At 47.5% G+C, this 22,733-nt stretch carries 23 protein-coding genes and 1 other annotated feature; of the genes, 19 read left to right on the forward strand and 4 right to left on the reverse strand.

Translation table 11 applies throughout. The annotated features are described in order from the left end of the window. Window positions 1-199: 199 nt before the first annotated feature. Complete coding sequence (locus LQ247_RS19700; protein WP_020452535.1) at window positions 200-1,984, forward strand: sensor histidine kinase; 1,785 nt, start codon at window positions 200-202, stop codon at window positions 1,982-1,984. Beyond that, on the forward strand, window positions 1,959-2,681 hold the full coding sequence (locus LQ247_RS19705; RefSeq protein ID WP_020452534.1) for a LytR/AlgR family response regulator transcription factor: 723 nt from the start codon (window positions 1,959-1,961) through the stop codon (window positions 2,679-2,681). The genes LQ247_RS19700 and LQ247_RS19705 overlap by 26 nt, the downstream gene beginning before the upstream one ends. A 50-nt stretch (window positions 2,682-2,731) precedes the next feature. Here LQ247_RS19705 and LQ247_RS19710 read toward each other — a convergent pair whose 3' ends face one another. Continuing rightward, on the reverse strand, window positions 2,732-4,282 hold the full coding sequence (locus LQ247_RS19710; RefSeq protein WP_026579093.1) for an alkaline phosphatase D family protein: 1,551 nt from the start codon (window positions 4,280-4,282) through the stop codon (window positions 2,732-2,734). A gap of 240 nt (window positions 4,283-4,522) precedes the next feature. Here LQ247_RS19710 and lrgA point away from each other — a divergent pair, with 240 nt between their 5' ends. From lrgA to LQ247_RS19740, 6 genes are all read left to right on the forward strand, one after another. Next, window positions 4,523-4,936, forward strand: coding sequence for an antiholin-like murein hydrolase modulator LrgA (gene lrgA, locus LQ247_RS19715; RefSeq protein ID WP_075212767.1), 414 nt, complete (start codon window positions 4,523-4,525; stop codon window positions 4,934-4,936). 23 nt (window positions 4,937-4,959) lie between these two features. Then, window positions 4,960-5,643 carry an antiholin-like protein LrgB gene (gene lrgB / locus LQ247_RS19720; protein ID WP_231006480.1) on the forward strand — a complete coding sequence of 228 codons (684 nt, stop codon included), beginning with the start codon at window positions 4,960-4,962 and terminating at the stop codon, window positions 5,641-5,643. Window positions 5,644-5,778: 135 nt separating this feature from the next. After that, window positions 5,779-5,911 (forward strand) — a sequence feature (ribosomal protein L20 leader region). 67 nt (window positions 5,912-5,978) lie between these two features. Next, a complete protein-coding gene (infC, locus tag LQ247_RS19725) occupies window positions 5,979-6,497 on the forward strand; it encodes a translation initiation factor IF-3 (protein ID WP_145654358.1) in 519 nt (172 codons plus the stop codon). 17 nt (window positions 6,498-6,514) lie between these two features. Next, entirely contained in the window at window positions 6,515-6,715 is a 201-nt protein-coding gene (rpmI, locus tag LQ247_RS19730) for a 50S ribosomal protein L35 (protein ID WP_003184267.1), read from the forward strand. A gap of 32 nt (window positions 6,716-6,747) precedes the next feature. After that, window positions 6,748-7,107 (forward strand): 50S ribosomal protein L20, encoded by a 360-nt coding sequence (gene rplT, locus LQ247_RS19735; RefSeq protein ID WP_003184266.1) that lies wholly within the window; start codon window positions 6,748-6,750, stop codon window positions 7,105-7,107. Between the two features lie 124 nt (window positions 7,108-7,231). Then, a complete protein-coding gene (locus tag LQ247_RS19740) occupies window positions 7,232-7,495 on the forward strand; it encodes a DUF1294 domain-containing protein (protein ID WP_231006481.1) in 264 nt (87 codons plus the stop codon). A gap of 15 nt (window positions 7,496-7,510) precedes the next feature. Here the strand turns inward: LQ247_RS19740 and LQ247_RS19745 are convergent, their stop codons facing one another. Further along, window positions 7,511-7,912, reverse strand: coding sequence for a hypothetical protein (locus LQ247_RS19745; RefSeq protein WP_023855473.1), 402 nt, complete (start codon window positions 7,910-7,912; stop codon window positions 7,511-7,513). A 173-nt stretch (window positions 7,913-8,085) separates the two neighbouring features. On the opposite strand from LQ247_RS19745, the gene LQ247_RS19750 reads away from it, so the two are divergent. From LQ247_RS19750 to LQ247_RS19800, 11 genes are all read left to right on the forward strand, one after another. Further along, complete coding sequence (locus LQ247_RS19750) at window positions 8,086-9,171, forward strand: M42 family metallopeptidase (RefSeq protein WP_020452527.1); 1,086 nt, start codon at window positions 8,086-8,088, stop codon at window positions 9,169-9,171. A gap of 152 nt (window positions 9,172-9,323) precedes the next feature. Then, the gene (locus tag LQ247_RS19755) at window positions 9,324-10,286 is read left to right on the forward strand and encodes a glycoside hydrolase family 43 protein (protein WP_023855472.1); all 963 of its coding nucleotides are present in this window, start codon (window positions 9,324-9,326) and stop codon (window positions 10,284-10,286) included. A gap of 260 nt (window positions 10,287-10,546) precedes the next feature. Further along, complete coding sequence (gene araA, locus LQ247_RS19760; RefSeq protein WP_144498776.1) at window positions 10,547-12,028, forward strand: L-arabinose isomerase; 1,482 nt, start codon at window positions 10,547-10,549, stop codon at window positions 12,026-12,028. A gap of 14 nt (window positions 12,029-12,042) precedes the next feature. Continuing rightward, window positions 12,043-13,734: a ribulokinase gene (gene araB, locus LQ247_RS19765; protein WP_231006535.1), complete on the forward strand. Its 1,692-nt coding sequence runs from the start codon at window positions 12,043-12,045 to the stop codon at window positions 13,732-13,734. A gap of 15 nt (window positions 13,735-13,749) precedes the next feature. Continuing rightward, complete coding sequence (gene araD, locus LQ247_RS19770; RefSeq protein WP_020452523.1) at window positions 13,750-14,436, forward strand: L-ribulose-5-phosphate 4-epimerase; 687 nt, start codon at window positions 13,750-13,752, stop codon at window positions 14,434-14,436. 16 nt (window positions 14,437-14,452) lie between these two features. After that, window positions 14,453-15,658: a sn-glycerol-1-phosphate dehydrogenase gene (locus tag LQ247_RS19775; RefSeq protein ID WP_231006482.1), complete on the forward strand. Its 1,206-nt coding sequence runs from the start codon at window positions 14,453-14,455 to the stop codon at window positions 15,656-15,658. Window positions 15,659-15,681: 23 nt separating this feature from the next. Next, on the forward strand, window positions 15,682-16,959 hold the full coding sequence (locus tag LQ247_RS19780) for an ABC transporter substrate-binding protein (protein ID WP_105980605.1): 1,278 nt from the start codon (window positions 15,682-15,684) through the stop codon (window positions 16,957-16,959). Window positions 16,960-16,989: 30 nt separating this feature from the next. After that, window positions 16,990-17,934: a carbohydrate ABC transporter permease gene (locus tag LQ247_RS19785; RefSeq protein WP_105980087.1), complete on the forward strand. Its 945-nt coding sequence runs from the start codon at window positions 16,990-16,992 to the stop codon at window positions 17,932-17,934. Then, window positions 17,934-18,776 (forward strand): carbohydrate ABC transporter permease, encoded by an 843-nt coding sequence (locus LQ247_RS19790; protein ID WP_020452519.1) that lies wholly within the window; start codon window positions 17,934-17,936, stop codon window positions 18,774-18,776. The genes LQ247_RS19785 and LQ247_RS19790 overlap by 1 nt, the downstream gene beginning before the upstream one ends. Window positions 18,777-18,811: 35 nt before the next feature. Beyond that, complete coding sequence (gene arfA, locus LQ247_RS19795) at window positions 18,812-20,320, forward strand: arabinosylfuranosidase ArfA (protein WP_103750229.1); 1,509 nt, start codon at window positions 18,812-18,814, stop codon at window positions 20,318-20,320. Between the two features lie 91 nt (window positions 20,321-20,411). Beyond that, a complete protein-coding gene (locus LQ247_RS19800) occupies window positions 20,412-20,690 on the forward strand; it encodes a hypothetical protein (protein WP_020452517.1) in 279 nt (92 codons plus the stop codon). A 126-nt stretch (window positions 20,691-20,816) separates the two neighbouring features. On the opposite strand, the gene LQ247_RS19805 is transcribed toward LQ247_RS19800, so the two are convergent. Continuing rightward, on the reverse strand, window positions 20,817-22,265 hold the full coding sequence (locus tag LQ247_RS19805) for a PH domain-containing protein (RefSeq protein WP_105980091.1): 1,449 nt from the start codon (window positions 22,263-22,265) through the stop codon (window positions 20,817-20,819). Further along, on the reverse strand, window positions 22,252-22,731 hold the full coding sequence (locus tag LQ247_RS19810) for a PH domain-containing protein (RefSeq protein WP_025811015.1): 480 nt from the start codon (window positions 22,729-22,731) through the stop codon (window positions 22,252-22,254). The genes LQ247_RS19805 and LQ247_RS19810 overlap by 14 nt, the downstream gene beginning before the upstream one ends. Window positions 22,732-22,733: the final 2 nt, after the last annotated feature.

Raw genomic sequence — 22,733 nt, forward strand, 5'->3', positions numbered from 1 at the left:
CAAGGGTTTTCAATCACGCTGAAAGGATGACAAAATCCCAAAACAAAAAGTCGTTTTGGGATTTTGTCAACAATCTGAAGGCAGCAATTGTTTGCTACCTTTTTTATTTTGTAAAGCATGCCGCGTCAAAGTGTGAATAAAAAGAGGTATGATAGAATAAGAGCAAATTCCGATACAGAAAGAAAGCAAGGGGAAGTACATGATTCAACTCATGATCATGATGCTGGAGAGAGTGGGGATCATCGTTATCCTGGGCTTTATGTTGGCCCATATGAAGGTGTTCCGTCAGCACCTCCAGCATCCGGAAGGGTATAAGGGAAAAGGGGTTCTCATCTTCATTTTTTCCCTGTTCAGCATCATCAGCAACTATACAGGTATTGAAATCCGGGAACATAAGATTTTGAACAATGATTGGATTTTTGCGATCGATCCGTCAAGCTCGATTGCCAATACGAGAATTCTCGGTGTCGAAATCGGCGGTCTGATCGGAGGGCCGTTTGTCGGAGCGGGTGTCGGGCTATTGTCAGGCATTCACCGTTTTTCACTGGGAGGGACGACAGCTTTGAGCTGTGCGGTTTCTTCACTGCTGGCTGGCGTCATCGCCGGTTATATCGGCAGCTTTTTCAGGAAACGGCATCAGATGGTGACACCAAGGGTAGCCGCTCTGGCGGGTATTTGTATGGAGGGTCTGCAAATGCTGATGATTCTCGTACTTGCAAAACCGCAGGCTGAGGCTATTGCGCTCGTTCAGATGATCGGCATTCCGATGATGATTGTCAACGGGACGGGCAGCTTTATTTTTCTATCGATCATTCAGTCTATTATCCGCAAAGAGGAACAGGCGCGGGCCGTTCAGACCCATAAGGTGTTTTCGATAGCGGATCAGACGCTTCCTTTTTTCCGCCGGGGACTGAATGAGGATTCCTGCAAAAGCGCCGCTCTCATTATTCACCGGATGACGGGGACGGATGCCGTATCGATTACGGACAGAGAGAACATTCTCGCTCATGTTGGAGATGGAGCAGATCATCATATTCCTTCGAAAAATCTGATCACCGGTTTATCGAAAAAAGTCATTCAAACCGGAAAGGTCATGAAAGTGAAGTCGCGCGATGAAATCGAGTGTGCGCACCGTTCCTGTCCGCTGCAGGCGGCGATCGTACTGCCGCTCTTCTCCAACCGCGAAACAATCGGCACGCTGAAGCTGTACTTTAAGCATCCATCCGGTCTTAACCGTGTGACGGAAGAGCTCGCCGAAGGGCTTGCCATGCTTTTTTCCACTCAGCTAGAACTCGGTGAGGCTGAGCTGCAAAGCAAGCTTTTGAAAGATGCCGAAATCAAGGCGCTTCAAGCGCAGGTCAATCCGCACTTTTTATTTAATGCCATCCATACGATTTCTGCTCTGTGCAGGACAGATCCCGAAAAAACGCGGAAACTCCTCCTGCAGTTGAGCGTTTATTTTCGTTCCAATCTGCAGGGAGCCAGGCAGCTGATGATTCCGCTCTCAAAAGAGCTGAACCACCTGGAAGCCTATTTATCATTGGAGCAGGCCCGGTTCCCTGGCAAGTATCATATTGATTTTCATATCGAGGACGGTCTTGAAAGCATGGAAATTCCTCCATTTATATTGCAGCTGCTTGTTGAAAACGCGCTTCGCCATGCATTCCCGAGAAAACAAAAGGTATGCACGGTAAAAGTATGCGCTGTGAGAGAGCAGGACGGCGTTTTGATGAAGGTGTCAGACAACGGCAGGGGAATTGATCCCGAGCTGCTTGGACAGCTGGGACAGGCGCCCGCACCTTCAAAAGAAGGGAACGGGACGGCGCTTTACAATGTGAATCAGCGGCTTACCGGTTTGTTCGGGCACCAGGCTGCCCTCGAGCTTGCCAGCGAACCTGATAGAGGAACAGAGATATCCTTTAAGATTCCTTTTCAAACCGAAAGAGAGGGGAACAGAGATGCTCAAGGTATTAATCGTGGATGATGAAATGTTTGCGCGAGACGAGCTTAGATATTTATTAGAGCAGACCGAAGAAGTGGTTGCGGTCGATGAAGCTGAACATATCGAAGAAGCGTTTGACAAAATGGCGGATCACAAACCTGATATTCTTTTCTTGGACATCGATTTGTCTGGGGAGAACGGTTTTGACATTGCGAAGCGGCTGAAAAAAATGTCGGCGCCTCCGGCTGTCGTTTTTGCGACCGCTTATGATGAATATGCGCTGAAAGCATTTGAAGTGGATGCGGTCGATTATTTGACAAAGCCGTTTGATGAGGAGCGAATCAGACAGACGATCCAAAAATATAAAAGGATGCGTCCCGGCCATCAGGAGGGGCAGCAGCTTGCGGGCCGCCACAGGCTGGCTCTCAGCATTGACGAAGCGATCGTCATTCTCGATCCGGACGAAATCGTATACGCCGGGTTAGAAGACGGACACGTCACAGTGAAAACCTTTGATCAGGCATACACGGTTCACGATACATTAGTCGTTCTCGAACAAAAGCTTTCACAGACGGCGTTGATCAGGGTGCATAGAAGCTTTCTCGCAAATATGGATCATATTAAAGAAGTCAAACCCTGGTTCAATTCGACATACAACCTCCTGATGAAAGACGGCTCCACGATTCCTGTCAGCCGTACATACGCGAAAGAGCTGAAAAAACGGCTGCATATGGTGTGAAAAATGATCAGCGGCGGTGAAAGACTGAATTCGTCATTCACCGCCGTTTTTTAGCGCTGAAGCCCGGGCCGTCCCGCTTCTATGGAGAATGTGGCATAAGTTGAGACTGGGGCGCCGGGCCGTGTGATATAAGGAAGAACCTGAAAGTCGGCTTCAAGCTGCCGGGGCGTCAAGCGGCAGCGAACGTAGCCGCGCTGCGCATTGTACAGTTTGACATGCGGGTTTCCGAGCCAGATCGGCGCCAATGAATCGGTCTCGCTGCCGTCAGCGTCTGAAGATATCGAAGTTGTGATCAGCTCGGTTCCGATTGTCGCTGAGCCCGCATCGTCGAAGTTCTCCTTTAAGTCGGCAGCGGCATGTCTGTGAATATCTCCTGTCAGCACAACGGGGTTTTGGATGCCGTATGCCTTGTATGCGGAAAAAAGCCTGTCGCGGCAAGCGGGAAAACCGTCCCACTGGTCTGTGCTGTACTCAACTCCGGGGCCTGTATCGCGGTCGATTTGAGCCAGGACGACTTGCTGGACTAAAAAGTTCCACACCGTGTCAGACCGGCTCAAGCCGTTAAAAAGCCAGCGCTCCTGGTCAAATCCGAGTATGGAGCGTGACGGCTCAAGCCGTTCGGCCTCATTTGCCGGAAAATTATTGCGGTACTGCCGGGTGTCCAGAACATTGAATTCAGCCAGGTTTCCATAGCGGAACCGCCTGTACATCAGCATGTCAGGCCCATTTGGAATCGATGTGCTGCGGATCGGGATATTTTCGTAGAAAGCTTGGTACGCCGCTGCGCGCTGCCGGAGAAAATCGTCCGGAGATGTGTTGTATTGGGAATGGATGCCGGCATAATTGTTTTCGACCTCATGGTCATCCATCGTCACAACCCAGGGAGCCAGCGCATGAATGGCCTGGAGGTCCGGGTCTGTCTTAAAAAGAGAATATCTGAGTCTGTATTGGCTGAGCGTGACGGTTTTTGCGTTATGGGCAGCAGATAAAGTCACATCGCGGAAAAGATTTTTAGCATTAATGGCATATTCGTAAATATAGTCTCCGAGGAAAAAAACAACGTCCGGATGGTCTTCGGCCATATGCCGGTAAGCTGTAAAATATCCGTGGTACCAAGCTTGGCACGAGGCGAGAGCGAACGACATTCCCTTGATGTCGGCGTGCGGGGAAGGCGCTGTTTTTGTACGGCCTGTCCGGCTGATTTCCCGTCCCGCTTTAAACCGGTACCAATAATAGCTTCCCGGCTTTAAGCCGTTCACTTCAACATGAACGGAGTGGGCGAGCTCAGCGAGCGCTGAGACGGTCCCGCGCTTCACCACTTTGCGGAAATGTTCATCTTCGGCTACTTCCCACTGAACAGGGACGGCTCTGCCGGGCATTCCCCCTAAACCGTCTTCGGCAAGCGGATCGGGGGCAAGCCTCGTCCAAATGACAACCCCGTCGGGATGCGGGTCACCTGAAGCCACTCCAAGCTTGAATGGATAATCTGCAAATCGGGGCGCGCCGGCGGCGATCGAAGCGTCTTCAGGCATCAGGCCGCGTCTTGCTAAAGATGCGAATTCGCCAGCCGGAACAAAGCGCCCTCCTCTTGAATGGTTCATGAGTCAGAGCCTCCTCATCAATCGTTTTCTCATTAACCACTATACGATCTGTTTTGCTCCATTAGCACATTCTGGAATTTAAATAATTGTGAAGAATGTGCAAAGCCGGAAGAATAATTTGCATTTCAGCGTCCCGTTTCTGCAATTGAAGGGCGGTATCCGGCAAGTTATTTTGAAAACGCTTTTTTGGCCGGGGCCTTTTTATATAATGAACCCAACACAGCCAAAGAGGTGAACGAAATGAAGGGGAAAAAAGAATATGGCTTTTTAACTCAGGCATTTATTTTTGCTGTTATTATGTTTGTTTCAAACGGAATCGCCGCGATTCTGCCCATCCCGATTCCTCCGTCTGTCATCGGCTTGGTGATGTTGTTTGCATTGCTGTGTGCGAACGTGCTGAAGCTGGAACAAGTCGAATCGCTTGGCACGGCGCTCACTTCGCTGATCGGTTTTTTATTCGTTCCGTCGGGTATATCAGTGATGAACTCGCTCGGTGTCATGGAGAAATACGGGCTGCCGATCGTCCTCGTGATTTTCCTGGCCACCGTCATTCTGCTTGCAGCGACAGGCTTGTTTTCACAGTTCATCCTGTCTGCAAGCAAAAAGGACCGTCAGGACAACCGGGTTGAATCAGCCAAAAAAACAGCTTCTTGAATCGATAGGAGGTTATTAACGCTATGACACCTTATTTCGGTATTGTCGTTTCACTGGCCGCATTTGGCATCGGCACTTTTTTATTTAAAAAATCAAATGGTTTTTTCTTGTTCACGCCTCTGTTTGTCGCGATGATTCTTGGGATTGCATTTTTAAAAATCGGCGGTTTTTCATATGAGGACTACAAGAGCGGCGGAGACATCATTAAGTTCTTTTTGGAGCCCGCCACGATTGCGTTCGCCATTCCTTTATACAAACAGGTGGAAAGCTTGAAAAAATATTGGCTGCAAATCCTTGGCGCCATTATTGCGGGCTCTGTCTGCTCGGTTGCTGTCGTCTATCTGATCGCAAACGCGCTCCATCTTGACGGAGCCGTCATGAAAAGCATGCTGCCTCAGGCCGCCACGACCGCGATTGCACTTCCTTTATCAAAAGGAATCGGCGGCATTCAAGATATCACGGCCTTCGCCGTCATCTTTGACGCAGTGATCGTCTATGCGCTTGGCGCGCTTTTTTTGAAGATCTTCAAAGTGCAGCATCCGATCGCCAAAGGGTTGGCGCTCGGAACATCAGGACATGCCCTCGGCGTCGCCGTCGGAATTGAAATGGGGGAAGTCGAAGCGGCAATGGCGAGTATTGCAGTTGTCGTCGTCGGCGTCGTGACCGTGTTTGTCGTTCCGTTATGTGTCCAAATGATCGGCGGATAGAGCCGGTGAAAGAAAAATAAAAAAATAGCATTGCTATTTCAAATGTGTCCTGATATAATAGCAAATGTTGTGATAAATTTTATATCTTGACTTGCAGGATTTGTTTATGTAAGATGGATAATGAATTGAATATATATCAACAAGCAGAAGCACCCGCTTCTCACCTGATTGACACATTCTTGTAGTTGGCAGGTTAAACGTACATTTCTTATTTTTCTATGCAATGTTCGCAGTGTGGGTGTTTCGATGCCCGCACTTTTTGTTTGCCTGTGGAATGCAAAGAAACGGTCAAAATGAGTTGTGAAATCAATTCAAAGATTCTATGGAGGTGGCTCATTATTAGCAAAGATCAATTGGTTAATGAGGGTATCCGTGCGCGTGAAGTTCGTTTGATCGGACAAAATGGCGATCAGCTTGGGATCAAATCCCGCCAGGAAGCACTGGAAATTGCGGGTCGCGCAAATCTTGACCTTGTGTTGGTTGCAGCGAATGCAAAACCGCCTGTATGCCGGATCATGGACTACGGAAAGTACAGATTCGAGCAGCAGAAGAAGGAAAAGGAAGCACGCAAAAATCAAAAAATCATTAACTTAAAAGAAGTTCGGCTGAGCCCTGGTATTGAAGAACATGATTTCAATACAAAGCTTCGCAACGCCATCAAGTTCCTGGAAAAAGGGGACAAAGTGAAAGCGTCCATCCGCTTTAAAGGCCGTGCGATCACGCACAAAGAAATCGGACAGCGCGTGCTGGACCGTTTCTCAGAAGCCTGCGCGGAAGTGGCGAATGTTGAAACGAAGCCGAAAATGGACGGCCGCAGCATGTTCTTGGTGCTCGCGCCTAAAACTGAAAAGTAATTAAGGAGGAAACATCCATGCCAAAAATGAAAACTCACCGCGGATCTGCGAAACGTTTTAAAAAGACAGGTTCCGGGAAACTGAAACGTTCTCATGCATATACAAGTCACTTGTTCGCAAATAAATCTCAAAAACAAAAGCGCAAGCTTCGCAAAAGCGCAGTCGTAAGCGCCGGCGATTTCAAACGCATCAAGCAGCAGCTTGCCAACATTAAGTAATTCGGAAAAGGTATAATTAGGAGGGAAATCTAATGCCAAGAGTAAAAGGCGGAACTGTTACACGCAAACGTCGTAAAAAGGTTCTCAAATTAGCAAAAGGTTATTTTGGTTCAAAACATACATTATATAAAGTAGCTAACCAGCAGGTTATGAAATCAGGAAACTACGCTTTCCGTGACCGTCGTCAGAAAAAACGCGATTTCCGCAAACTGTGGATCACTCGTATCAATGCTGCAGCACGCATGAACGGTCTTTCTTACAGCCGTTTGATGCACGGTCTTAAGCTTTCCGGTATCGAAGTAAACCGCAAAATGCTTGCTGACCTTGCTGTAAACGATTTGAACGCATTCAATCAGCTTGCAGACGCTGCTAAAGCGCAATTGAATAAATAATTGAAAAAGGCCGGAACCCGGCCTTTTTCTTTTGTTGTTAGAAGCTACTCGCGCGGGATGTGAAACGGTTCGTGAGACCGGCCGCCGCAAGCCCCCAACCGCGAAACAAGGAGAAATGAACAATATGACTCTCATATGGATTTACGCGATCCTCATAAACGGATACGGCTTTTTCTTAATGAAAGCAGACAAGCAAAAAGCGGTCACTGGGAAATGGAGGGTATCTGAGCGCCGCATCTGGCTCGTTGCGGCCGCTTTCGGATCCGCAGGCGTCTGGTTCGGGATGATGCGGTTCAGACATAAGACAAAACACCTTTCCTTCAGGCTTGGCATTCCTTTTTTGCTGACCGTGCAAGCCGTTTTGACCTATTTTTATATGATGAATTAAAAAAGCAGACGAGGCTTATTGCTCTTCTGCTTTTTTGTTTCTCCACTTTTGAATGTTCGAATCCCAGTCGATTTTGCAATCGGGATAGTGGGCTTTAATGTTTTCTTCCAATTCTGCGAAGTCTTCTTCCGTGAAAGAGCTGAGCTTTTCTTCAGGCGCTTCCGTCCATACAAAAATCGTATGGATGAACAGCGGATGGTCTTTTGAAGGAATGTGTTTTTCTCCTTCGAAAAGCACGCCTTTAAATGTCAGCTTGAGATTTTTGCGTGCATTTTTCTGTTCGTCCAAAAAATAAAAGTGTTTTTTGGCCTGTGCTGATTTCAGCCTTCTGTCCGGACTCCCCAAAAATTGAACGGCCCTGTACACGACGTAAACCAAAAGCGCCAGCAAAGCCAGTCTCAATATGATGACAATCATGTTAAAACAGAACCTCCCTTGAACGTAATTTTGAGTATATCCCAATATATACGAACCAGTTCCCGCAAGGTTTCATTTTTTAACCAAAAAAGCTGTACAGAATATTGGTCGTATTGAAAAGGGATGTTTCTGTATAATAGTAAATGAGGGTTAATTAAGGAGGCTGTATAGAGATGGCAAAGCTTGATGAAACATTGACGATGCTAAAGGAATTAACAGATGCAAAAGGAATTCCTGCAAATGAAAAAGAGCCCAGACAAGTCATGAAATCGTACATAGAACCGTTTGCCGACGAGGTTACGACAGACAGACTGGGAAGCTTAATCGCTAAAAAGACCGGACAGGCTGACGGACCGAAGATTATGATTGCCGGCCATCTTGATGAGGTCGGTTTTATGGTTACGCGGATCGATGACAGGGGTTATCTCCGCTTTCAGACGGTTGGAGGCTGGTGGAGCCAGGTCATGCTGGCGCAGCGTGTGACGGTCGTGACGAAGAAAGGCGACATCACCGGTATCATCGGTTCAAAACCTCCTCATGTCCTGTCTCAGGAGGCAAGAAAAAAATCGGTGGATATTAAAGATATGTTTATCGATATCGGAGCGTCGAACAGAGAGGAAGCGATGGAGTGGGGCGTTCTTCCGGGAGACCAGGTCGTTCCTTACTTTGAATTTACGGTGATGAATAATGAAAAAATGCTGCTTGCCAAAGCATGGGACAACCGTATCGGCTGCGCGATCGCGATCGATGTGCTGAAAAACCTGAAAGGAGCGGATCACCCGAATGTCGTCTACGGCGTCGGAACCGTACAGGAAGAAGTCGGACTGAGAGGCGCGAAAACCGCCGCGCATACGATCAAGCCTGATATTGCTTTCGGTGTTGACGTGGGAATCGCGGGTGATACACCGGGTATTACGGAAAAAGAGTCGACAAGCAAAATGGGAAAAGGCCCGCAGATCATCCTTTATGACGCTTCAATGGTGTCTCATAAAGGGCTTCGCGACTTTGTCACGAATGTTGCAGATGAAGCCGGCATTCCGTATCAATTTGACGCCCTCTCAGGGGGAGGAACAGATTCGGGCTCGATCCACCTTACCGCGAACGGAGTGCCTGCCCTGTCGATCACGATCGCGACAAGGTATATCCATACGCACGCGGCCATGCTTCACCGGGATGACTATGAACATGCGGTAAAATTAATTACCGAAGTGATTAAGCGATTGGATAAAGAGACGGTTCAAAATATTACGTTTGACTGATGAAAGATGTGGCTGACAGGCTTATTTTATAAGCTGTCAGCTTTTTTTTGTAATGTCAAAGACAGCGTTTACATATATAAACATTGTTCGAAAAATTGACAAAGAAAGGGAGGCATTGTTTTTTCATTTACAAGAACAGGAGTGTGATTTGAATGAAAAATGTGTTGCGGAGAATGTCTTTGACAGGATTGATGTTCGGACTGCTGCTGGCTTTTTTGATGCCTGAATCAGGCAAGGCTGCGTTTTGGGACACAAAGGGGGACAATTTCATCCATGACCCTTCCATCATTAAAGAGGGAAATACGTGGTATACATTTGGAACCGGGCTCGGTACAGGGCTGCGTGTCATTAAGTCAACCGACGGCAGAAACTGGAGTGCTGCCCCGAGTATTTTTCCAGCTCCATTGTCCTGGTGGAAGATGTACGTACCAAATCATGAACCGCATCAGTGGGCGCCGGATATCAGCTACTATAACGGCCGGTATTGGCTGTATTACTCTGTATCGTCTTTCGGTTCAAACACATCAGCGATAGGACTCGCATCGACAGACCGGATTTCATCCGGCCAATGGCGGGATGACGGGCTGGTCATCAGATCGACATCCGGTGATCAGTTTAATGCCATTGACCCTGATCTGGTTATTGACAATAACGGGAATCCATGGCTCTCATTCGGTTCCTTTTGGACCGGCATCAAGCTGACAAGGCTTGATAAAAACACGATGAAGCCGACGGGAAGCCTGTATTCGATCGCCTCAAGGCCGAATAACGGCGGAGCGGTTGAAGCGCCGAACATTACCTACAAAGACGGCTACTATTACTTATTTGTCTCATTTGACAGCTGCTGTAAAGGGGTGAACAGCACATATAAAATAGCGTACGGCCGTTCAACGAGCATTACGGGACCCTATTATGATAAAAGCGGCAAAAATATGATGAACGGCGGAGGGACGATCCTGGATTCCGGCAATGACCGCTGGAAAGGGCCGGGACATCAGGATGTTCTGAACAACTCGATCCTTGTCAGACACGCTTATGACGCGTTGGACAATGGTGTATCGAAGCTGCTCATCAACGACTTGTACTGGGATTCCCAAGGGTGGCCGACTTATTAACAGATGACGGGCGATTTTTCCGCCCGGTTTTTTTGTTCTGAAATCTGTCAAAAAAAATAAAAAACACACTGGAAATTAAATTGACAGTTTTTTTCAAAATGATATAATGAAGTTGTTCGTACAAATATGTTTTTGAGTTTAGTTGTACGTACATATAGTCGCGATAAGTTTGAGAATAAGGTATATTCATGTTTTTTTGTAAGCGTTTTAATAGTTTGCTAATCTTTACACAGAAACCTTAAAGAAGAGGAGGAAGCTATTTGATTCAAAAAAAGACGCATGTATTTTGGTTTGTGACAGGCAGCCAGCATTTATATGGAGAAGAGGCCGTACAAGAGGTGGAAGAGCATTCCAAAATGATCTGCAACGGATTAAATGACGGACATTTAAGGTTTCAAGTCAAGTACAAAGCGGTGGCCACTTCGCTGGACGGCGTCAGAAAACTGTTTGAAGAGGCGAACCGGGACGAGGAGTGCGCGGGCATCATTACCTGGATGCATACGTTTTCACCGGCGAAAATGTGGATTCCGGGCCTGTCTGAGCTGAATAAGCCGCTGCTCCATTTTCATACCCAATTTAACCGGGACATTCCGTGGGATAGAATCGACATGGATTTCATGAATATTAATCAGTCTGCACACGGCGACCGCGAATACGGCTTTATCGGAGCGAGATTGGGCATTCCGCGAAAAGTCATTGCCGGGTATTGGGAAGACAGAGACGTCAAACACTCGATCGACAAATGGATGAGCGCAGCGGTCGCATATATTGAGAGCCGTCATATCAAAGTCGCCCGATTTGGGGACAACATGCGCAATGTGGCGGTAACAGAAGGAGATAAGATTGAAGCGCAGATTCAGCTTGGCTGGTCTGTCGACGGATATGGAATCGGCGACCTCGTCACAGAGATCAATACTGTATCAGAACAAAGTCTGAACGAGCTCATCTCCGAATATGAGGAGCTTTATGAGTGGCCGGAAGGCGAAGAGGCAAGGGAATCCGTTAAAGAGCAGGCGCGGATCGAGCTTGGATTAAAGCGCTTTCTTTCGAATGGGGGCTATACGGCCTTTACGACAACCTTTGAAGACCTCCACGGTATGAAGCAGCTTCCAGGTTTGGCCGTTCAGCGCCTGATGGCCGAAGGCTACGGTTTCGGAGGAGAAGGAGATTGGAAAACGGCTGCGCTCGTCAGGATGATGAAAGTGATGGCCGGCGGAAAAGAAACGTCATTTATGGAGGATTACACGTACCATTTTGAACCGGGCAATGAAATGATTCTCGGCTCCCACATGCTTGAAGTGTGCCCGTCGATTGCCGATCACAAACCGAGAATTGAAGTCCATCCGCTGTCAATGGGTGCAAAGGACGATCCGGCGCGGCTCGTGTTCGACGGAATTGCAGGCCCTGCGGTCAATGTCTCTCTCATCGATTTGGGCGGCCGTTTCAGGCTTGTCATCAATGAAGTGGAAGCTGAGAAGGTTCCGCATGATATGCCGAATCTTCCGGTGGCGCGCGTACTTTGGAAGCCGCAGCCGTCTTTGAGAACATCGGCTGAAGCGTGGATTTTGGCTGGCGGTGCGCACCATACATGCCTTTCGTATCAGCTGACAGCCGAGCAGATGCTCGATTGGGCCGAAATGTCAGGCATTGAAGCGGTGTTGATCAATCGCGATACGACGATTTTAAATCTTCGCAATGAACTTAAATGGAGTGAAGCTGCATATCGGCTTCTCAAGTTTTAAGGGGGTGAAGGCTTATCCCTTACACAATCGGAGTTGACTTTGGAACATTGTCAGGACGCGCTGTTCTCGTCGATGTCCGGACAGGTGAGGAAATCGCGACAGCTGTCAAAGAGTACACACACGGGGTGATAGACCGGGAGCTTCCCGTCTCAAAGCGAAAACTTCCGCGGGACTGGGCGCTCCAGCATCCGGCTGATTACATTGAAGTGCTGGAGGAAACAATTCCGAGCCTTTTAAAGCAGTCGAAAGCGGATCCGAAAGAAATCATCGGCATCGGAATCGATTTCACGGCTTGCACGATTTTGCCCGTTGACGAGCACGGCACTCCTCTTTGCATGAGGGAAGAGTATGCGTCAGAACCGCACAGCTATGTCAAGCTTTGGAAGCACCATGCTGCACAGGAGCAGGCGAATCGCTTGAATCAAATCGCGGAAGAAAGAAATGAACCTTTTCTTCAAACATACGGCGGGAAAATTTCTTCCGAGTGGCTCGTTCCAAAAGTGATGCAAATCGCGGAAGAAGCGCCTGTTATTTATGATGCTGCAGCCGAGATTATGGAAGCGGCCGACTGGATCGTCTATATGCTGTGCGGAACTAGAAAGCGCAACAATTGTACAGCGGGTTATAAAGCGATTTGGAACAATAAAAGCGGCTATCCTTCTGATGATTTCTTCGCAAGCCTGCATCCGAAGCTGAAAAATATCGTTCGCGAAAAATTAACAGAGGATATTTATTCTGTAGGTGAAAAAGCGGGCGGACTGACTGAAGAAATGGCCGGGAAGACAGGGCTTCTGGCTGGTACGGCGGTCGCTGTCGCAAATGTTGATGCGCATGTGTCAGTTCCGGCGGTCGGCATCACAGAGCCGGGCAAGATGCTGATGATCATGGGAACGTCTACCTGCCATATGCTGCTCGGTGAAGATGTCAGAATGGTGCCGGGAATGTGCGGTGTTGTTGAAAACGGGATTCTCCCGGGCTATGTCGGCTATGAAGCAGGCCAATCGTGCGTCGGCGACCATTTTCATTGGCTGATTCAACACTTTGTACCAGAAGCGTATATGAAAGAAGCTAAAGCCGAAGGGATTTCCATTTTCGAACTGCTGTCTCAAAAAGCTGACCGTCTCCAAATCGGCGAAAGCGGTTTGCTTGCATTGGATTGGTGGAACGGAAACCGTTCAACACTCGTTGATGCCGATCTGACAGGCATGCTGCTCGGTATGACGCTTGCCACTAAGCCTGAAGAGATATACCGTGCATTGGTTGAAGCGACTGCTTACGGGACGAGGATCATTATTGAAACGTTTAGACAAAGCGGCGTGCCGATCGAGGAGCTGTATGCCGCAGGAGGAATCGCCGAAAAAAATCCGTTTATCATGCAGATTTACGCGGATGTCACCAACATGGAAATCAAAATATCCGGATCTCCGCAGGCGCCGGCTTTAGGTTCCGCGATATTCGGAGCGCTCGCGGCCGGAAGCGTGAACGGCGGTTATGACCATATCGAAGAAGCAGTCGCACATATGGGCAAGATCAAGGATCAAACGTACAAACCAATTCCTGAAAACGTTGCCTTATACGATCGGCTTTATACGGAATACAAGGAGCTTTACACGTACTTCGGAAAGCAAAACAACGTGATGAAACGCCTTAAAAAATTGAAAAACATCCAGTCCATTAGTTCTGACACCGGTAAAGCGATGGCTTAAAGGGAGGAGAAAACTGTGCTGGAATCTTTGAAAGAACAAGTATTAAAAGCGAATTTGCAACTTGAAGAATACCGTCTTGTCACCTTTACATGGGGAAATGTCAGCGGTATTGACCGGGAGAATGAGCTGGTCGTCATCAAACCGAGCGGTGTCAAATACAGCGATTTGAAAGCCGAAGATTTAGTGGTTCTGAATATGGACGGCGAGATTGTAGAAGGGGATCTGAAGCCGTCTTCCGATACGCCGACACACCTCTATCTTTACCGGCAGTTTCAGTCGATCGGCGGGATCGTCCATACGCATTCTCCGTGGGCGACAAGCTGGGCGCAGTCAGGGAAGGATATTCCGTCACTCGGAACGACTCATGCCGACTACTACCACGGTGACATTCCGTGTACAAGAGAAATGAATCCTGAGGAGATCAGAGGTCAATACGAGTTGAATACAGGAAAAGTGATTGCCGAGACGTTCCGGCATCTGGACCCCCTGGCGATGCCCGGCGTTCTCGTGAACAATCACGGGCCGTTTTGCTGGGGGAAAGACGCCTTGGCGGCCGTACACAATGCTGTCGTCTTGGAAGAAGTCGCGAAGATGGCGTACCGCTCCCTGATGCTGAATCCGTCTCTTGAGCCGATTAAGAGCGCTTTGCAGGATAAGCACTATTTTCGCAAGCACGGGGCAGACGCGTATTACGGCCAATAGAGGAGGGAAGCTGTCAATGAAAGATTTGATCTCTTATGTGAAAGACACTTTGGGTGCGTGCGAATGCGGAGCCGTTCAACATCCGCTTACAGTCGAAAAAATCGCGATCGGCGGCAAGGCTGTTGAGCAAGAATTGCCCGCTTTCGTGAAATCGGCTTCCTATAAAAAAGCCGCTGTCATTTATGATGAAACGACCGGACGGATAGCCGGTAAGCGGATTGCGCCTCTTCTTGAAGAAACGGCTGAAACGGTTCAGGTTCTGCTGGAAGCTAATGAAGCGGGCGATGTGACGGCGGATGAGCAAACATTGGTGAGTGCATTGATCGGTGTACCGATTGATGCGGATGTACTAATTGCGGCCGGAGCGGGCACGATTCACGACATCGTCAGGTTTTGCGCCTATCAGCGCGGCATCCCGTTTATTTCAGTTCCTACGGCTCCGTCGGTTGACGGTTTTACTTCAGCCGGCGCACCGCTGATTTTAAAAGGAAAGAAACAGACGGTTCAAACGACAGCGCCGATCGCGCTTTTTGCCGATTTGGAGCTCTTGTGTCAAGCGCCGCAGAACATGATAGCCGCAGGTTTTGGCGATATGCTCGGCAAGGAGACGTCGCTTGCGGATTGGGAAATTTCCCGCCTGCTTGCCGATGAGCCGTATTGCCCGGCCGCCAGCCGGCTCACGAGGGAAGCGCTTGATCAATGCCTTGACCGAAAAGATGACATCGCTGCCAAGACGCATGATGGGATTAAGAAATTGATGGAATCACTGATCCTTTCTGGTCTTGTCATGCTGGTTCTCGACCATTCAAGGCCGGCTTCCGGCGGCGAGCATCATCTTTCCCACTACCTTGAAATGAAAGCGTTGGAGAACAATAAGCGGCAAGTGCTCCACGGTGCTAAAGTCGGCTGCAGCGCCATCATGCTGACTGACATTTACCGATCTCTTATCGGTACAAGCCTGGGTGATCAACACGCTGAGCAAGCGATTCGCTCCGTTTATGAAAAGCTTCCTGACGGTAAGAAAATGGCAGAGTGGATGAGGCGTATCGGCGGGCCTGTATCTTTCAAAGAACTCGATGTTGAAGAAGAGCTGGTGAAAGAAGCGCTTGCATACGCCCATCAGCTCAGAGACCGGTATACAGGACTGAAAATCATCAATCAATACGGCCTTTTGCCGGGGCTTTTAGGCAAAGGACCAGGCGTGAAAGGGGTTAAAATGTGAAAAGGTTCCTTTCATCTATCTTTATGGTCACGGTCGCTGCATGTCTGCTTTTATCGGGGTGCAAGGCAAGTCCAGCCTCTGATCAAGCGGACGGCACCGAACTGACATTTTGGACATTCAACGGCCTTCATGAACAGTTTTATGCTGAGATGGTGAAAGAATGGAACAAAAAGTATCCCGAGCAAAAAATCAAATTAAATACAGTGGTGTATCCGTATGGACAGATGCATGACAATTTATCAATCTCGCTTTTAGCCGGGAAAGGGGTTCCAGATATTGCCGATGTTGAGCTGGGGCGCTATTCGAACTTTTTGAAGGGCTCTGACATTCCTCTTACAGATTTAACGCCGCTTGTGGAGGGCGAACGCGACAAGTTTGTTGAAGCGAGGCTGACGCTCTACAGCAAAAACGGCAAGCTTTACGGACTTGACACACATGTCGGAACAACCGTGATGTATTACAACATGGAAATGATGAATAAAGCAGGCGTTGATCCTGACGACATCAAAACGTGGGAAGATTACAGGGAAGCGGGCAAAAAGGTCGTCAAAGCTCTCGGAAAGCCGATGACAACGATTGAAACGACCGATCCGAATTCATTTCTGCCGCTGGTTTCCCAGCAGGGATCCGGTTACTTTGATGAGCAGGGGCGTTTGACATTAAACAATGAGACAAACGTAAAAACGCTCGAATTTTTAAAGACTTTAATTGAGAAAGACAAAATTGCCGTCACAACGCCCGGAGGTAATCATCACAGTGAAGAATACTACGGGTTTATGAACCAAGGCGGCGCGGCGTCTGTCTTAATGCCGATCTGGTATATGGGCCGTTTTTTGGATTATATGCCTGACTTGAAAGGGAAAATCGCGATCAGACCGTTGCCGGCATGGGAAGAAGGGGGAGACCGTTCAGCGGGAATGGGCGGAACGGCCACCGTGATTCCAAAACAGGCGAAAGAGGTCGATCTGGCCAAGGATTTCTTGAAATTTGCCAAAGCATCGAAAGAAGGCAACATCAAGCTGTGGACCGTGCTCGGATTCGATCCGCTCAGATGGGATGTGTGGGACTCGGACGAATTGAAAAAACCAAATCAATATACAGAATACTTTCAAAACGGACAACACATCTTTTCCGTGCTTCTTGACATAAAGGATGAGATCAATCCGCTTTACCTTACTGAGGATTATGCGAAGACTTCCGATCTCGTCAACAGAAACGTCCTGTACGAAGCGCTCAAAACGAAGAGCAAAACACCGAAAGAAGCATTGGACAAAGCAGCAGCTGAAGTGAAAGGGCAATAGTCTTTCATTACTGTAAAGCGAGGCGATAACTTGAAGACTGTTAAAACAGATACAGTGCATTCGTTTCCGCCGGTGAGCAGAAAAAGAAAGATCAGACGATTATTATATTCAGCAAAAGCCGCACCCTACATTTTCACAGCACCTTTTGTACTCTCCTTCTGCATATTTTTTCTTTATCCGCTTATCAGCGTCGTCATCATGAGCTTTCAAAGCATTCTCCCCGGGGAAGTCCGCTTCATCGGGACGGAGAACTATCAAGCATTAAACAATCCTACATTTTATACCGCACTATTCAACACCGTAAAATACACCTTTTGGACATTGCTGATTTTAATACCTGTTCCTCTTATTCTGGCAGTCTTTTTAGATTCTAAACTCGTAAAGTTTAAAAACGTGTTCAAATCGGCTTTATTCATCCCGGCTCTGACGTCAACCATTGTGGCGGGGATTATTTTCAGGCTGATTTTTGGAGAAATGGATACATCGCTGGCGAATTCGATATTGGCTAAGTTTGGAGCTTCGCCGTACAACTGGCTGAACAACGAACATACCGGCATGTTTTTAATGGTGATGCTCGCATCCTGGAGATGGATGGGAATCAATGTCCTGTACTTTTTGGCGGGCTTGCAGAACGTTCCGAAAGAATTATATGAAGCTGCCGAAATCGACGGCGCAGGCACGTTCAAGAAGTTTTACCATATTACGCTTCCGTTTTTAAAGCCCGTCAGCGTCTACGTGCTGACGATCAGCATCATCGGCGGCTTCCGGATGTTTGAAGAAAGCTATGTGCTGTGGCAAAACAACTCTCCGGGCAACATCGGCCTGACGATGGTCGGATACATTTATCAGCAGGGGCTTGCCTACAACAACATGGGCTACGGCTCGGCGCTCGGCATCGTGCTCTTGATCATCATTTTCATCTGCAGCCTCATTTCATTAAAGCTGTCTGGATCTTTTAAAAAGGAGGACTATTAATGCGTCCTGCCAGAGGCCTCAACATTGCGAAAGTTGCTCTGTTTCTGCTGTTTGCGATACTAAGCTTTTTGTTTGTGTTTCCGCTTTTCTGCCTTGTGCTCGGCTCGCTCAAACCATCTTCGGAATTGCTGCGCTTCGGTTTGAATTTAAAGCTGAGCCCTGAAATCCTGAGCCTTGACAATTACACATACTTGTTTAACGGAGGAAGCATTTATTTTCAATGGTTTTCGAATAGCTTGATTCTCGTGGTGATATCCACCGTGCTGACGCTCTTGTTTTCTTCAATGGTCGGATACGGGCTTGCCGTCTACGACTTTAAAGGAAAAAATCTCTTGTTTGTAGCTGTGCTCCTGATCATGATGGTGCCGATCGAAATTCTCATGCTGCCTTTATTTAAAATGACGGTTTCTCTTCATATTGTCGACACATACGCCGGTGTGATTCTGCCGTTTATCGTCTCGCCTGTCGCCGTGTTTTTCTTTAGACAGTATGCGCTCGGCCTGCCGAGAGATTTGCTTGATTCCGCGAGAATGGACGGCTGCACAGAGTTCGGCATTTACTTCAGGATCATGGCGCCCTTGATGAAGCCGGCATTTGGAGCGATGATCATTCTTCAATCCTTAAACAGCTGGAACAACTTCTTATGGCCGCTGATCGTTTTGCGATCGAAAGAAATGTTTACGCTCCCAATCGGACTGTCCGCTTTGCTCAGTCCGTACGGGAACAATTATGACATGTTGATTTCGGGTTCTGTGCTGGCGATTCTGCCCGTGATTCTCATTTTCCTGTTCTTCCAGAAGTACTTTATATCAGGTTTGACGGCAGGCGGAATTAAAGGCTGATCCACTATATATCATCTTGAAAGGAATGATTTAACATGACTGCACACAAAGCGAAGATGACGATTGACAAGGAATATAAGGTGGCAGAGGTTGATAAGCGAATTTACGGATCCTTTATCGAGCATCTCGGCAGAGCCGTTTACGAAGGCATTTATGAGCCCGATCATCCTGAAGCTGACGAATCTGGCTTTCGGAAAGACGTTATTAAATTGGTCAGTGAACTGAAGGTTCCGTTTATCAGGTATCCGGGCGGAAATTTTGTCTCGGGTTATAACTGGGAGGACGGGGTCGGTCCTGTCGAACAGCGGCCGACAAGACTTGATTTGGCGTGGGCGACAACCGAGCCGAACTTAATCGGTACGAACGAATTTATGGATTGGGCAAAGCTTGTCGGGGCAGAGGTGAATATGGCCGTCAACCTCGGAACGAGAGGAATTGATGCCGCACGCAACCTGGTAGAATATTGCAACCATTCGTCAGGATCGTACTACAGCGACTTGAGAAAATCCCACGGATATAAGGAACCGCATAAAATTAAAACATGGTGCCTCGGCAATGAAATGGACGGTCCATGGCAAATCGGCCATAAAACTGCAGCCGAATACGGAAGACTTGCCGCTGAAGCCGCGAAGGTGATGAAATGGACGGACCCGTCGATCGAGCTCGTCGCCTGCGGAAGTTCGGGAAGCGGAATGCCGACATTCATCGACTGGGAAACGACCGTGCTTGACCATACGTACGAACATGTCGAGTACATCTCGCTTCACTCGTATTACGGCAACCGTGACAATGATCTTCCAAACTATTTGGCGAGATCGCTGGATATGGATCACTTCATCAAAACGGTCATCTCAGTCTGCGACTATATGAAAGCGAAAAAGAAAAGCAAGAAAACGATTCACCTTTCATATGATGAGTGGAATGTCTGGTATCACTCGAATGAAAAAGACAAAGAAGCTGAACGCTGGGCGAAAGCACCGCACCTTCTTGAAGACATCTACAACTTTGAGGATGCGCTTCTCGTCGGCTGTATGCTGATTACGATGCTCAAGCATGCCGACCGCGTGAAAATCGCCTGTCTGGCTCAGCTTGTCAATGTCATCGCGCCGATTATGACAGACAAAGGGGGAGAAGCGTGGCGTCAGACCATTTTCTATCCGTTTATGCACGCTTCCGTCTACGGCAGAGGAACGGTATTGCAGACGGCGGTATCGTCTCCGAAGTATGATGCGAAAGACTTTACGGATGTGCCGTACCTGGAGTCTGTGTCTGTTTTCAATGAAGAAGCCGAAGAATTAACCGTTTTTGCCGTCAACCGCGCAACTGACGCCGGCCTTGAAATGGAAGCCGATATGAGAAGCTTTGAAGGGTACAGTGTCTCTGAGCACATCGTTCTGGAACACGAAGATCATAAAGCGACGAATGAAAAAGACCGCAACAACGTCGTTCCGCACAGCGGCGGAGACGCCAAAGTATGTGACGGCAGGCTGACGGCTCACCTTCCGAAACTTTCCTGGAATGTGATCAGAATGAAAAAAAGATGATCTAAAAAATCCGGCCGCTGTGCCGGTTTTTTTAGGTGTGAAAAGGTGTGCGCATTTATGTCGGAGAATACTATAAAACAGGAGGGGGGATATGATGAAGTCGTTTTTTTCGGCTGCATATTGCTTTTTGATGTACGCATTTATAGCATACCTTTGGCTTCTGTTTATCACGGCGGTCCTTGATCGGACCCGGTTTCTCAATCACTCATTTTTAGAGGCGGGCGTCATCTTGATCGGCACCATATTGTTTTTTTCGCTGTCTCACCATCTCTCAGCTTCACTTGTCAAAACAAACATCAATCGAATCGGAGGGATCGCCGCTTTCTGTCTAGTCATGGCCGTTCATTTTTTTATTGTTCCGTTATGCTGACAGAAAAAAGGCGGATATCCGATGATACCCGCCAATTACGCCTTAAAAAAGGCAGCAGATGAAGCATGTGTCTATTTTATTCTTATTATTCCTATTAGTCAACTGGGTTTTGGGTGATTTTGAAAATTATTCCTTTGTTTTAAGGACATGTTGATAAAGATCTGCTGCACTCTCTATTGGAATGTGGCTGATCGAAAACTTCATATTTTCTTTTCCTGAGGCAACGGCCAGCTTAATTGACGCTAAGTTTTTTCTCTCTTGCATAAATGTTTGGCTCAATGATGCCCATTGAATGCGTCCGCGTTTCATAATTGCCGTTTTCCGGGATAAAATTCCGTATTGCAAAGTTAAAAACCGGCTGCTTTGATTCCAGCCAATCATCCGATACCCTATCCACCCCAGGCTGAATAATCCGAGCGGCAGAACTGCAGCCAGATTGTGATAGTCGGAAGGTACAAACAGCCATATCGGTATGGCAAAAAGACAGCCGGCTATAAATGGCATAACCATATAGTGAATTTTCGCTTCCTTTGTGAGCGTGTGCAGATGGCCTCCTTTGCGGTAACCGGTAAACGGTTCAAGCATGGATTCGGCCTTTTCTTTTTTAACAAAAGGAAGTAGGGTGACGGTTTTACTGCTTTGCTCATTTGAACGATTGCGAATCACAACAGCTTTGATTTCTGCATACCCCAAGAATCGGTGAATCGGACGCTCAATGATGAGAATGGCCTGTATCCGGTCTTGTCCGATCGTTCGTTTTTTCTTTTCAAACAGGCCCTGCTCAATCTCAATTTCTCCTTTGCTATTTTTCCTTAATGTGAATTGAAAATCACTTGCAAATGTGAGTAATAGCGAAAGCGCGAATGATAGAATAGCCATCAAGACCACCGTGATCATGATCCAGTTGGGGCCGAACCAGCCGGATAAGGAGGTGAACAAAGTGTCCCTGTCTCCTTCTTTCGATATATCCATATATTTTAGCAATCCCAGTAATAACAGCGTAAACACAATTCCGACTTTAGGCGATAGCAGGCTGTGTAAAATGAGGTTACTTTTAGATAATTGAAACATGGAGTCTTCAGCATGTTCACTCGGCCTGTCTTTTGTTTCTGCTTTTAAAGCCGTCCGAATGCGCTGTTCTTCTTCTTTTGAAATGCAGCTGAGTGTGATGCCGGATTCTTCTACTCCGGCAAGTTCAATTGTCAAAGTCCGGGTGGAAAATAAATGATCATATACACGAATCGCAGAATCAATTGATTGTATACGATCCGGCTGCACCCATCTTTTCTTGACGACAAGCAAACCGGATTCAACATATATCGCTTTCTCATGTATTTGGTAGGTAAATGACCGCCATTTTAATACACCAATCACGAAAAACGACATGATAAGGCATGAGCCTAAAGTGATATTGATGAGGAAAGCGGGAATGTCACCGCCCAGTTTATGAATACATAATACGAGCAGTGGAAATAACCAAATAAAGGAAAAGGATTCTTTGATCGCTGTAGCGATAAAGTAAAGGACGGAAACCGGATGGAGACGATGTTTGATCAATGTGTCAGACTTGTTCATCGCTTAACCTCGCATAGGCTTCAATTTCTTTGCGGATCGAATCGGCTGTTCCTTCGGCCAATCCCAGAATGTCGTGGCTGCCGGCTGCCGTTGATAAAGTCACTGTATATAAATTGTACTTTTTTAAAATAGGACCTTGTTTTGCTTCGACATGCTGGACTTTCCCCATAGGAATTAATACTTTTCGTCTGAAAATGATCCCTTTATGGATTTGAATACTTACTTCACTTAGGCGGTATCGCCACAAGTGATATTTCCACTTCGGCAAAAGATAAAGTTCAAACGGTACCGAGGCAACAGCTAAACATAATGTGACAGCCAATATCCATTTTGGCCAGCCGAATGTGATAGTAAAGTATAGCAATGCCAGAATCAAGGATGCATACACACATAAAGTGATCACACCTTCAAGCTTCCGTACGGCAACAATTTTCCCGTCCAATTTTTTAAATTCACCAGTGTTCACGA

This window comes from Bacillus sp. BS3(2021), from assembly GCF_021043345.1.
GTDB lineage: Bacteria > Bacillota > Bacilli > Bacillales > Bacillaceae > Bacillus > Bacillus paralicheniformis.

What these genes read in the sequence shown, in the direction of transcription:
- LQ247_RS19775 (WP_231006482.1), top strand. Translation starts at nt 14,453, where the DNA reads ATGAAAGATTTGATCTCTTATGTGAAAGACACTTTGGGTGCGTGCGAA.
- lrgB (WP_231006480.1), top strand. Translation starts at nt 4,960, where the DNA reads ATGACACCTTATTTCGGTATTGTCGTTTCACTGGCCGCATTTGGCATC.
- LQ247_RS19790 (WP_020452519.1), top strand. Translation starts at nt 17,934, where the DNA reads ATGCGTCCTGCCAGAGGCCTCAACATTGCGAAAGTTGCTCTGTTTCTG.
- LQ247_RS19800 (WP_020452517.1), top strand. Translation starts at nt 20,412, where the DNA reads ATGATGAAGTCGTTTTTTTCGGCTGCATATTGCTTTTTGATGTACGCA.
- LQ247_RS19705 (WP_020452534.1), top strand. Translation starts at nt 1,959, where the DNA reads ATGCTCAAGGTATTAATCGTGGATGATGAAATGTTTGCGCGAGACGAG.
- LQ247_RS19755 (WP_023855472.1), top strand. Translation starts at nt 9,324, where the DNA reads ATGAAAAATGTGTTGCGGAGAATGTCTTTGACAGGATTGATGTTCGGA.
- lrgA (WP_075212767.1), top strand. Translation starts at nt 4,523, where the DNA reads ATGAAGGGGAAAAAAGAATATGGCTTTTTAACTCAGGCATTTATTTTT.
- arfA (WP_103750229.1), top strand. Translation starts at nt 18,812, where the DNA reads ATGACTGCACACAAAGCGAAGATGACGATTGACAAGGAATATAAGGTG.
- LQ247_RS19710 (WP_026579093.1), bottom strand. Translation starts at nt 4,282, where the DNA reads ATGAACCATTCAAGAGGAGGGCGCTTTGTTCCGGCTGGCGAATTCGCA.
- rplT (WP_003184266.1), top strand. Translation starts at nt 6,748, where the DNA reads ATGCCAAGAGTAAAAGGCGGAACTGTTACACGCAAACGTCGTAAAAAG.
- LQ247_RS19780 (WP_105980605.1), top strand. Translation starts at nt 15,682, where the DNA reads ATGGTCACGGTCGCTGCATGTCTGCTTTTATCGGGGTGCAAGGCAAGT.
- LQ247_RS19805 (WP_105980091.1), bottom strand. Translation starts at nt 22,265, where the DNA reads ATGAACAAGTCTGACACATTGATCAAACATCGTCTCCATCCGGTTTCC.
- LQ247_RS19745 (WP_023855473.1), bottom strand. Translation starts at nt 7,912, where the DNA reads ATGATTGTCATCATATTGAGACTGGCTTTGCTGGCGCTTTTGGTTTAC.
- rpmI (WP_003184267.1), top strand. Translation starts at nt 6,515, where the DNA reads ATGCCAAAAATGAAAACTCACCGCGGATCTGCGAAACGTTTTAAAAAG.
- LQ247_RS19750 (WP_020452527.1), top strand. Translation starts at nt 8,086, where the DNA reads ATGGCAAAGCTTGATGAAACATTGACGATGCTAAAGGAATTAACAGAT.
- LQ247_RS19700 (WP_020452535.1), top strand. Translation starts at nt 200, where the DNA reads ATGATTCAACTCATGATCATGATGCTGGAGAGAGTGGGGATCATCGTT.
- LQ247_RS19740 (WP_231006481.1), top strand. Translation starts at nt 7,232, where the DNA reads ATGACTCTCATATGGATTTACGCGATCCTCATAAACGGATACGGCTTT.